The following is an 11,200-nucleotide window of genomic DNA, read 5'->3' as shown; positions in this document are numbered from 1 at the left end:
GAAAATGAATGCTTGCAGGATTGTGAAAGGATTCAGGAAGAACTGTGGAAAGATTATGCAAGTCAGTTTTTGGTGTAAAAAATGCCGCATGAAGTGCAAAAAAGCCGTTGGTTGAGACATTTTCGAGAGACGTAGTGTAATGCCTTCCATGGCTTCTTTAAGATAAATTCATCAGGAAATTTGCAGCCGATAACCCACTCCGTAGACCGAATGAATAATATCTTCATTGCAAATAGGTTGTAATTTTTTGCGCAGTTTGGTGATGTGGGAATCCATAGTTCTGTCGCTGACGACACGATGATCGGTGTAGGCGTTTTTCAATAATAAATCGCGCGAGATAACCCGCTGTTTGTTGAGTAGCAATGTTTCCAGAATGCGAAATTCAATGCTGGTCAACTCGACGCATTGATCGCCCACGCACGCGTACTGGCGCTCTTTGTCCAGGCGCAGTCCTTCCTCCTGTTGTTCTTCACTTTTATTGCTGCGGCGCAACACGGCTTTTACGCGTGCGACGACTTCGCGTGGACTAAATGGCTTGCAAATATAATCATCAGCGCCCAGCTCCAAACCAATCAAGCGATCAATTTCTTCCACCTTGGCGGTGGTCATAATAATTGGCACCTGCGAGGTTTTGCGCACTTCCTGGCAAATACTTAAACCATCGCGCTTGGGCAGCATTAAATCAAGTAATACCAAATCCCATTTTTCAGTCAATATTTTTTGTAGCCCCAGTTCGCCATCGCTCACCAGTGTTGCCGAAAAACCTTCGCTGGTGAGGTAGTCTTGCAAAATTTCGCCTAAATCAATTTCATCTTCAACAATTAAAATGTTCATGCAGATTCCTGTAGTGGTAAATAAACGGATACTTTTAATCCGCCCAGTTCGCTGGTTTCAATGCTGACGCGTCCGGCGTGAGCTTCGACGATGTTGCGGCAAATACTCAGACCCAAACCGGCGCCGCCAGTTTCACGGCTGCGTGAGGATTCGGCGCGATACAAACGTTCAAACAGTTTTTCATGCAGCGCCGGATCAACGCCGGGGGCTGAGTCTTCAATCACAAAAGTTGCCTGGCTTGCATCAGCGGATAAAGCGATACGGATTTTTCCGGGTGCTTCAGTGTAGTTAATACTGTTGTTAAATAAATTCAAAAAGAGTTGATGCAACCGCTCGGGATCAGCAAATGCCATCACTGGGTTTTTCGGCAGTGTTCGTTCCAGTTCAAGCCCGTTTTGAATCAGCTTGTCTTGCAGGGAAACGCTTAATTCTTCGATGATTTCTGCGATATCGCACTCCTGCTTGCGATAGCTCATTGCGCCTATGTCGGTGAGTGAGAGTTGGTATAAATCATTTACCAGACTGGCGAGACGCGCAGCGTGTTTTTGCAAGCGGGTAATGGCTTTTGCATCAAATTTTCTAACGCCGTCTTCTAGCGCCTCAAGGTCGGCTTTGAGTACGGCCAATGGGGTGCGCAGTTCATGGGAGATATCGGCCACCCAGCGTTTGCGCGCTTGTTCGGTTTGGTTGAGTGTATGCGCCAAGTGGTTGAGGTTTTCGGCGAGGGTTGAAATTTCATCCTGCCCTTTGGTGGATAGCCGCTGTTGATATTCCCCTTTACTCAACTGCTGTACATGCGTTGCCAATTTTTTTACGCGCTGTGTGAGTAAATAGGAGAGCGGAATTGCACAGGCCAATGCGATGGACAGTGCAACCATCGCCATTAACAAAAAATGATTTTGTTGGCGTTTGGCAAATTCGTTATCGCGCAGGTCGCGCAGTGCAGGGTTCAAGGGTGTACCGAGATAACCCACTAATTTTTTGTGGCCATCGATATTGATATACAGATCGCTGAAAAAGTAGGTTTCATTGCGCCATTTTTTCCCGCTGATGACTTTTTCTTTGTGGTTCAAAAGAATAAAACGCTTGTAAGGTTGATGCCGTAAAAAATCATCCGGTTGGGCAGGTCCTCGCCTATCGTCCCGGCGTGCATCCTGAGCGTTTTTACGAATTAGAAATGCGCTGCGGTCATTGCGGTCTTCATCGCCGCCATCGATACGTGTATCCAATTCGGGCGGAAAGGGAAAGGGAATAGGGCGCTCACCGCGCTGGCGCATGTTGGCGCTGTATTGCCACACAAATAATTCCCAATAATGCGGGTTTACTTTAAACGCATCCCAATTGCCGTTGTAAGTAAAGTGCTGCTCCAGCGCCATGATTAGCCGGGCATTGCGCGAGGCTTCTTTTTGCTCCATGTAATGATTAAATCCGCGCTCAAAACTCAAGCGTGAATACATAAATAATCCGCCCGTTAGCAGCACGGCAAAACAGGCAAAAACTAAAAATACTTGGATGCGCAGATTAAACTTCACAGCGGTGGATAACCCTTTTTTAATGGATAGAATGCGGAACTATTACTGACAGAATATGCAAAAACAGCGATTTGGCAATCGCATGAGATTGGCCTGCCGGTGCTGGCTGGGGTAAAATGGCAATACTTGAGCAAAATACTCGGATATATCCGGTTGTGTTTATTCCGATTGCCCCCAATTAACCAGCTCCCTATTGAATAGCCCATACTGAATATCGAGGTAGATAAGATGGACGTGTTAGATACGATCAAACAACAAATCAGCGAAAACGATGTGATTCTGTATATGAAAGGTTCGCCCAGCGCGCCTCAATGTGGATTCTCGCAGCGCGCGTCCCAGGCGTTAATGGCCTGCGGCCAACGCTTTGCTTATGTGGATATTTTGAGCAATCCGGAGATTCGCGCTGAATTGCCTAAATTTGCCAACTGGCCAACCTTTCCACAATTGTGGGTGAAAGGCGAGTTGATCGGCGGCTGCGATATCATCACCGAGATGAATGAAAAAGGTGAGTTGAAGCCTTTGATTGACGCTGCTGTTGCCGGCTAATACCCTCGGGTCGGTTGCCTATCTAGCGGTGACCGACCTATTGCCTGCTATTGCTGTAATGCCAGATATAACAACACCCCTGCACCTATCACACTGAATACACAGAGCGATAAACCAATAACACGCTGGCGTGCGCGGCTGTGTTCGTCGTTTTGATGTTGCAGTTGGTGTGCGCGCCAGGCAATGTCTTTGGATTTGACCAGTTTGGTGCGAATTTGCTGGAGCGCGAGAATATCTTGTTCTAATTGCGAGTTCGGCTCGCTGCTGTTTTGTTGTACACGCTGTTGTTCAAGTTTCTTGAGTTGTTGATCCAGTTGCGCAAGCTTGTGATCCAGCGCAGCGGATACCTGACGAATTTGCATAATAAGGGCTCAATATTGGGGCTGGCTAACCTTAGCAGAAACCGGGCACCTTTGCCGTTTGAAGTACATTTCACCCTGGTTACACCTTTCTGCTACTCGTCGTTGTAAAGCGATTGCTATAATTCGCGCCCATCAAGCATCGCGCTGTGCGACGTCCTTTTCCTGTGTGAGTAGATACCTTGGATAAACATAGTTCACCCGAGTTTCATTCGTCATTTTATGGTCCGCGCTACTGGCCAACCTGGTTGCTGTTGGCGTTCTTCCGTATCTGTGCACTCTTGCCAGTATCGTTCAATGTTGCGATTGGCCGGTTTATCGGTGTGTTATTTAACCTTTTGGCGCCGTCCCGCCGCCGGATTGCGGAGACCAATATCGCGCTCTGTTTTCCCGAGTTGGATGCGCAGGCGCAAAAGAAAATTGTCGATGGTGTAATACGCAATTGCGGCATCAGTATCATGGAATCGGCCATGGCGCTCTGGGGACAAGAGAGCAAGCTACGCGATCGCCACAACGTTGAAGGGTTGGAGCATCTCGCGGCGGCAAAGGCAAATGGCCAGGGCGCGCTTCTGGTGGGATGCCACTTTACGACCATGGATCCGGCCGGGCGTGTATTTGCTTATCACGCTGAGGCGCACATGTTGTATCGCAAAGATCCTAATCCGCTCCTGGCGTATGAGTTGATCAAGGCACGCGAAAAATACCTGACCTCTGCCATTGTGTTTAGCGACACGCGCCAGCTGATTAAAAAACTGCGCCAGGGGGAAGCTGTCTGGTACGCGCCTGATCAGGATTACGGCAAGGACCAAAGTGTATTCGCCCCGTTTTTTGGTATCCCGGCAGCGACGGTGTTGGGTACTGCGCGTATTGCGCAATTAGGGCGCGCGGTGGTTTTGCCCTATGCCCATTACCGTGAAGACAATGGCCACTACAAATTGATCTTTGGCCCACCACTCGACAACTTTCCCTCGGGTGATGATGTGGTCGATGCAACGCGCATCAACAAAATTATCGAAGACATGGTGCGTGTGAAGCCAGACCAATACCTCTGGGTACATCGCCGCTTTAAAACCCGCCCTCCAGGGGAGCCAGGCCTCTATAAGAAAAAGAAGTGATGCTTCCCCGGAAAGCATTTACCGTGAAAACTTAATAAAATAGGTTAAGTTTAATTGGCCTATGCTATAAAGCCGCCAAATCGCGCGACCCACCGCAAACCTTGAAGCTTTAGGAGATAAACACCGATGTTAAGAATGTTTAAAGTTCAAGGTAATACCCTGCGTGAAGACAAACAGTCCGAAGATGATACCAAGCTGGCATTGAATACTGCGCTCTGGATTGATGCGCGCGAGCCAAGCGATGAAGAGCGTGAGGAGTTAAATACTTTCCTGCGCGCCGAGCTGCCTGAGTCCGATGATGTGGAGGAAATTGAGTTCTCCGCGCGCTATTTTCAGGATGGTGTCGGCATCCATGTCCACTCCCTTTTTCTAGCGCCCGGTGAGTCAGGCCGTCATAGCACGGCAACCGTTGCGTTCATCCTGCAGGAAAAGCGTCTCATCTCTGTGCGTGACGGCGATCTTGCTGATTTCCGTTTGCTGCGTATGCGGGCCCGCGCTGGCCAGGTGCATGTGACATCACCGCAAGATCTACTGGTGACCATGTTTGAGCAGAAAGTGGAAAACCTCGCTGACGCCCTTGAAGATATTCATCGCAAACTGGAAGAAGTTAGTCATATGGTGTTGGAAGATGCCGATGCAGAGTTGGAAGATGCGATTGATCAACTCGCCAAATTGGAGGACAGCAACGGGAAAATCCGCCTTTGCCTGATGGATACACAGCGTTCGATTTCCTTTTTGCAACGCCACCTGCGCGAATCCTTTGAGCTGCAGGAGACCGCACGAGAGATTAAGCGCGATGTGGATACACTCATGTCGCACACCGCTTTTTTGTTCGACAAGATCAACTTCCTGATGGACTCGACCCAAGGTTTTATCAATATCGAACAAAACCAGATCATCAAGATTTTCTCCATCGCCGCAATGGTCTTCCTGCCACCCACCGTGGTTGCCAGCGCCTACGGCATGAACTTTGAGTTTATCCCGCACAGTCACTGGAAATACGGGTTTGGTGTGGCGGTTCTCTTGATGCTGCTATCGGCAGTGCTGCCTTACTGGTATTTCAAGCGCAAAGATTGGCTTTAGATATTCAGGGCATGGGCCAAAAAAAACCGCTGCGAATACTTGCTGCGGTTTTTTATGGTGTGTGCGTTATTGGGTTCTGTCTTGTCGCTGATTTTCGCCCTGAATGCGATGCCAGATCCAAGCTAGCAATAACAGTGTAGGTATGACAGAAAAAGTGCTCATAATAAAAAAAGTGGAATAGCTGCTGGCTTCCACTATGTAGCCTGACAAGCCGCCAATAAATTTACCGGGCAAGTGCGCGAGTGACACGAGTAGCGCATATTGTGTTGCGGTGAAATTGCGGTTGGTCAGGCTCGACATAAACGCCACCAACACAACACCTGCAAAGCCTTGCGATAAATTGTCTGCACTGATTGTGGCAAAAAAGGCCCAGTTCTCACCGGGGTTGTGTGCCATTAATAAGTAGACAACATTCGAGACAGATACAGCCAGTGCGGCAAGCACCAACATTGAACGCAAACTAAATGCCGCGATGCATATACCACCCAAAAATGCGCCCGCGATACCAATCCACACGCCGTACACTTTTGAAACTGTGGCTATATCGGCTTTGGTATAACCTGAGTCTAGATAGAACGGTCCAGCCAGTACACCGATCATTTGGTCGGGCAATTTAAATAATCCCACAAACGCCAACAACGCCAGCGCGAGCCAAAAACCATTGCGTGAAAAAAATTCCTGAAAGGGTTTTATAAACGCATCCCACAAACGAATTTCGCGCACAATTAATTCTTGTGCGGCGGGTTCTTTGGATATTAAGCCCGCCACCAAAGGCAGCAAAATACAAGCTGCCATTATTAAATAGGCCGTCGTCCAGCCAGTGAGCTCGGCTAAATAAAGGGCTATGGCGCCCGATATGATCAACCCGAAGCGATAGCCCAAAATATAGGTCGCCGCGAGTGCAGCTTGCGATTCCAGTGGAGCTACTTCAATGCGATAGGCATCAATCACTATGTCCTGCGTAGCGCCCGCAAACGCAACAACTCCTGCAAGTGCGACAAACAATAGCAGCGATGATTCTGGCCCCATTATTGCCATGCTCGCGAGCGCAACAATAAGCAGTACTTGAGATAGTGCCAACCACCCTTTACGGCGGCCCAAAAAGGGCAGCGGATAGCGATCAATTAATGGTGCCCACAAAAATTTCAGCACATAAAAAAAACTGGCGTAACTAATTAAGCCAATCACACTCAGTGCGACTCCGGTATCGCGCAACCAGGTGGAGAGCGTAACGCCTACTAATAAAAAGGGCAGGCCAGAACCAAAACCTAAAAACAGCATGGTGAGGGCGGAGGGAGTAGCAAACGCGCGCTTGATACCACGCCAGCCTTTGTAGTTATTTTGTTCGGGTGATGCTTGCGCAGTTGGAGTCATAATTTTTTAGTTCAGTACTGTTTCAGCAATAGTGATAAGAAATTGCGGTATTAAAATTGCGGTTAATTATTGTAACCATAAATACGCAAACTGATTTTTCCATTTTTTATATCTACGCCTTCTGTTTGTAAGCGATGACATTGTTTTTTATACGCGGCCGAGTCGGGCGGCAGCGAAATTTTTCCTTGCGCATTAATCACCCTGTGCCAGGGCAGTTCGGTGTTTTCCGGTAATCCACACAGCACGGTTCCCGCGAGGCGCGCTGCACCGGGTAACCCGGCGAGGGTAGCCAGTTGCCCATACGTAACCACCTTGCCTGCGGGAATCGACATCAGCGCCAGATAAATGGCTTCCCGGTTGGTTGCAGATGTGGTGCTCGCTGGAGTTGATGCCATATTGACTCATATGCCTGTAAATTGATCTTGCTAAACCCGCGCTTACCGGAATAAACCCAAGCCTAACCTAAATTAACACTATTAACATTTTTGGCGTTGCTCGATGGTGATGCGGTCACTTTAATTGACATAGGTCAGTTGATAAACCGGAACAGGTCACTTGTGAAGTATATTTTCATCGTTTTTATTCTAGTTCTGAGTGCTGGCGTGCACGCCGGTGTGGTGGAGTTGCGTAACGGTGATCGGCTTGAAGGTGAGCTGGTGCGTGTTGATGGTGAGCACTTGGTGTGGAAATCCACCCATTTCGGCGAGCAGTGGATTAAAAAAACCAACATCAAGAATATCGCTTCAAGTAAATCACTCAAAATCAATGGCAGCAAATCCGCGTGCTTGTTGGAAAGAATGGAAGCGGAGCAGCTGGTTTATCAATGCGAAAAATCATCGCGCAGCAAACGCACATCACTGTTAACCATAAAAACCCTGTTGCCTTACGAGGATTATAAAAAAGGCGCCTATGTGCATCACGGGCGGTTGAATTTGTGGGGTGCCTACGCGCGCGGCAATGAAGTGCGCGATGAATGGAATTTACAGAGCGAGATGGATTTTCGCCGCAGTGATGTCCGCCATGTGGCGGGCGCTGAATACGCGCGCTCGTCCTGGTTTTATTCTGCACCGCAGGAACGTTGGAATACCCGTTATTCACTCGATTGGTTTTTGGGTGACCATTGGTTTTGGTATAACGGTGCACTGATCGGTGCAGATCCACAGCGGGGTATGGCTAAATACAAAAGCCTGGGCACAGGGGCGGGCTATCAATTCTTTGAAACATCTGGTTCGGCGTTGTCGCTCAAGAGTGGCTTGGCTTACATGGACGAACGCTATGTATTCCCCGCCGATTTGATCGGTGATTTTGCGGAAGAAGATTCCTTTATGGCTCTGCGTCTTGCCACTGATTTTCGTTATAACTTGCCTTTGGGTGTTGGTTTTTTTCATAACAATGAAATGCTGCAATCGACAGAGGATGAGCCCAATTGGCGGATGAAGACCACCACCGGATTAAGTTCGATGATTCTCAAGCGTATCTATTCCGAATTCAAAATTGATTATTGGTTGGATAGCGAGCCGCAACCAGCGCGCAAAGGCAAAGATACACGTATGTCACTGGGCGTGAGTTACAAGTGGTAAACTGCCGGTTCCACGACTATGGGTTTGATTGATGCGCATACCTCTTTTTCCTGTCTTTGTGCTTTTACCGGTATTGGAACTCTGGCTGATGATTGAAATCGGCGGGGAAGTGGGTGCCTTGGCGGTGATCCTCTGGCTGGTGGCGATGATTGTTCTCGGTATCAATTTGCTCCGCTATCTGGGCGCGTCGAGCATGCTGCAAGCGGCGCAAAATGTGCGTAGCGGCGGCGCTATGCCAGCCCAAACCCTGGCGGATGGACTCTTCAAGGCTGTGGGGGCTGTGTTGTTGATCATTCCGGGGTTCATTACCGATTTAATGGCGCTGCTCTGTTTTATCCCGCTAGTACGCAGACTGCTGCTCAAGCGTTGGTTGGCAAAAATTGCGGTGAGTGCCAGCGCGCGTGGTTTTAAAACGGCAGGTTTTGGGGCTGATCCATTCAAGTCTGGCTCATTTACCTCCGCAACCGGTAATGTCTACGAGCATCAAGGTTCGGCTCAAACCGATACTGATAAAGCCATTAACGGTGTGCTAATTGACCAACAGCCTGAATCACCAACGCCTAAAGCCCCCAAAAGCGAATAAATCAGCGTTCTTTCGACAAAATTAAACCTTCCTCTGTTGAAATCCCCAAACCCAGCCCCAGATAGGTGTCACCACTTTTTGGTCACCGCTTTTTGGTCACTATTTAAGGGGCTAGCTCCTTAAAATTGGTGGCTTTAATGGACGGCCTTGAAACTTTTCCGGCCGTCCCTATATGTCATCACGCGGAGCCGCAATGCTTTTTCCATACCCTGAGGGTGGCGGTGAAAGCCCGGTTCCAAGCTCGTTCAATCTGTTTTGTTAGGAGACAAAGTTCCATGAAAATTCGTCCGTTGCATGATCGTGTTGTAGTTCGTCGCAAAGAAGAAGAAACCAAAACCGCTGGCGGGATCATCCTGTCCGGTGCTGCGAAAGAGAAGCCGAATCAAGGTGAAGTGCTGGCCGTTGGTAATGGCCGTGTACTGGCAAGCGGTGAATTGCGTCCTCTGGATGTAAAAGTAGGCGACGTTGTGGTGTTCGGTAAGTATGCAGGCAGCGATACCATCAATATCGATGGCGAAGAGCTGGTGATCCTGAGCGAGTCCGATATCAAAGCGGTTCTGGTGTAATCCACAGCCTTAAAGAATTTAACGTGAAGTCGCATTCAGTCGGCTTCCTGGTGTTAACACAAGATTGTAGGAATTAAAGATATGTCAGCTAAAGATGTGAAATTTGGTGATAACGCACGTCAACGTATGTTGGTTGGTGTAAATATTCTGGCCGATGCAGTTAAAGCAACTCTTGGCCCGAAAGGCCGTAACGTAGTGTTGGAGAAGTCATTCGGCGCTCCTACCGTGACTAAAGACGGTGTTTCTGTTGCCAAAGAAATCAACTTGAAAGACAAGTTTGAAAATATGGGCGCTCAAATGTTGAAAGAAGTTGCTTCGCGCGCTTCTGACGACGCAGGTGACGGTACTACTACTGCAACTGTATTGGCACAAGCCATCGTCAACGAAGGTTTGAAATCTGTTGCTGCCGGCATGAACCCGATGGATCTGAAACGCGGTATCGACAAAGCAATCACTGCTGCAGTTGCTCACGTTAAGTCAATCGCGCAGCCATGTGTTGATAGCAAATCTATTTCGCAAGTGGGCAGCATCTCTGCCAACAGCGACACTTCTGTCGGTGCTTTGATTGCAGAAGCTATGGACAAAGTAGGTAAAGAAGGTGTGATCACCGTTGAAGAAGGCACCAGCCTCGAAAACGAATTGGATGTAGTAGAAGGTATGCAGTTTGACCGCGGTTACCTGTCTCCTTACTTCATCAACAATCAAGACAACATGAGCGTTGAACACGATCATCCTTACATCCTGTTGGTCGACAAAAAAATCTCTAACATCCGCGAATTGTTGCCTGTGTTGGAAGGCGTTGCCAAATCTGGCAAGCCGCTGGTAATCGTTGCGGAGGATGTTGAAGGCGAAGCGCTGGCAACTCTGGTTGTTAACAACATCCGCGGCATCGTGAAAGTGGCTGCTGTGAAGGCACCTGGTTTCGGTGATCGTCGTAAAGCAATGTTGCAAGACATCGCTGTATTGACTGGTGCTACTGTGATCTCTGAAGAAGTGGGTCTGGATCTGGAAAGTGCAACTCTGGAACACTTGGGTACTGCAAAACGCGTCACCATGAACAAAGACAACACCACAATTGTTGATGGTGCTGGTAACGCGGCAGAAATCAAAGCGCGCGTACAACAAATTCGTGTGCAAATCGAAGAAACTTCTTCAGATTACGACCGCCAAAAACTGCAAGAGCCTGTGGCTAAATTGGCTGGCGGTGTTGCGGTAATCAAAGTTGGCGCTGCTACCGAAATGGAAATGAAAGAGAAGAAAGCGCGCGTTGAAGATGCCCTGCACGCTACCCGTGCTGCGGTAGAAGAAGGTGTGGTTCCTGGAGGTGGTACTGCATTGCTGCGCGCTGTTGCCGCAATCGCTGACCTGAAAGGCGACAACGAAGACCAAAATGCGGGTATTTCGATTGCACGTCGCGCAATGGAAGCTCCTTTGCGTCAAATCGTTGCCAACGCTGGTGATGAGCCATCTGTTGTTGCTGACCAAGTTAAGAAGGGTTCTGGCAACTATGGCTACAACGCTGCTACTGGCGTATTCGGCGACATGTTGGAAATGGGTATCCCCGATCCAGCCAAAGTAACTCGCTCTGCATTGCAGGCAGCAGGTTGCATCGCTGGTTTGATGATCAT

General features: G+C 48.7%; 12 protein-coding genes. 7 read left to right on the top strand and 5 right to left on the bottom strand.

Annotated features, from left to right (window positions below):
* Positions 1-171 precede the first annotated feature (171 nt).
* Positions 172-834, bottom strand: coding sequence for a response regulator (locus ACWA6V_RS09510; protein WP_449522263.1), 663 nt, complete (start codon positions 832-834; stop codon positions 172-174).
* Positions 831-2,366, bottom strand: a complete 1,536-nt coding sequence (locus ACWA6V_RS09505; protein ID WP_449522262.1) for an ATP-binding protein — start codon at positions 2,364-2,366, stop codon at positions 831-833. Before ACWA6V_RS09505 ends, ACWA6V_RS09510 begins: the two co-directional genes overlap by 4 nt.
* A gap of 228 nt (positions 2,367-2,594) precedes the next feature.
* Between ACWA6V_RS09505 and grxD the strand changes: the two genes are divergently transcribed.
* Positions 2,595-2,912 (top strand): Grx4 family monothiol glutaredoxin, encoded by a 318-nt coding sequence (gene grxD, locus ACWA6V_RS09500; protein WP_310075925.1) that lies wholly within the window; start codon positions 2,595-2,597, stop codon positions 2,910-2,912.
* Positions 2,913-2,959: 47 nt separating this feature from the next.
* Here grxD and ACWA6V_RS09495 read toward each other — a convergent pair whose 3' ends face one another.
* Positions 2,960-3,274, bottom strand: coding sequence for a hypothetical protein (locus ACWA6V_RS09495; protein WP_449522261.1), 315 nt, complete (start codon positions 3,272-3,274; stop codon positions 2,960-2,962).
* A 179-nt stretch (positions 3,275-3,453) separates the two neighbouring features.
* On the opposite strand from ACWA6V_RS09495, the gene lpxL reads away from it, so the two are divergent.
* Positions 3,454-4,386, top strand: a complete 933-nt coding sequence (gene lpxL / locus ACWA6V_RS09490; RefSeq protein WP_449522260.1) for an LpxL/LpxP family Kdo(2)-lipid IV(A) lauroyl/palmitoleoyl acyltransferase — start codon at positions 3,454-3,456, stop codon at positions 4,384-4,386.
* A gap of 135 nt (positions 4,387-4,521) precedes the next feature.
* The gene (gene corA / locus ACWA6V_RS09485) at positions 4,522-5,469 is read left to right on the top strand and encodes a magnesium/cobalt transporter CorA (protein ID WP_449522259.1); all 948 of its coding nucleotides are present in this window, start codon (positions 4,522-4,524) and stop codon (positions 5,467-5,469) included.
* Positions 5,470-5,535: 66 nt separating this feature from the next.
* On the opposite strand, the gene ACWA6V_RS09480 is transcribed toward corA, so the two are convergent.
* Positions 5,536-6,843 (bottom strand): AmpG family muropeptide MFS transporter, encoded by a 1,308-nt coding sequence (locus ACWA6V_RS09480; protein WP_449522258.1) that lies wholly within the window; start codon positions 6,841-6,843, stop codon positions 5,536-5,538.
* Positions 6,844-6,905: 62 nt separating this feature from the next.
* Complete coding sequence (locus ACWA6V_RS09475) at positions 6,906-7,238, bottom strand: MGMT family protein (protein ID WP_449522257.1); 333 nt, start codon at positions 7,236-7,238, stop codon at positions 6,906-6,908.
* 162 nt (positions 7,239-7,400) lie between these two features.
* Here ACWA6V_RS09475 and ACWA6V_RS09470 point away from each other — a divergent pair, with 162 nt between their 5' ends.
* The 4 genes from ACWA6V_RS09470 to groL all read left to right on the top strand — a co-directional run.
* Positions 7,401-8,423: a DUF481 domain-containing protein gene (locus ACWA6V_RS09470; RefSeq protein WP_449522256.1), complete on the top strand. Its 1,023-nt coding sequence runs from the start codon at positions 7,401-7,403 to the stop codon at positions 8,421-8,423.
* Between the two features lie 31 nt (positions 8,424-8,454).
* Entirely contained in the window at positions 8,455-9,006 is a 552-nt protein-coding gene (locus ACWA6V_RS09465; protein ID WP_449522255.1) for an FxsA family protein, read from the top strand.
* Positions 9,007-9,281: 275 nt separating this feature from the next.
* The gene (locus tag ACWA6V_RS09460) at positions 9,282-9,572 is read left to right on the top strand and encodes a co-chaperone GroES (RefSeq protein ID WP_310073334.1); all 291 of its coding nucleotides are present in this window, start codon (positions 9,282-9,284) and stop codon (positions 9,570-9,572) included.
* A gap of 81 nt (positions 9,573-9,653) precedes the next feature.
* Positions 9,654-11,200 (top strand): chaperonin GroEL (gene groL / locus ACWA6V_RS09455; RefSeq protein WP_449522254.1); only part of this gene is annotated, 1,547 nt, incomplete at its 3' end.

Source organism: Cellvibrio sp. (assembly GCF_053579595.1).
The sequence above is the reverse complement of the archived record's forward strand: the minus strand, read 5'-3'. Positions and strand labels throughout refer to the sequence as shown.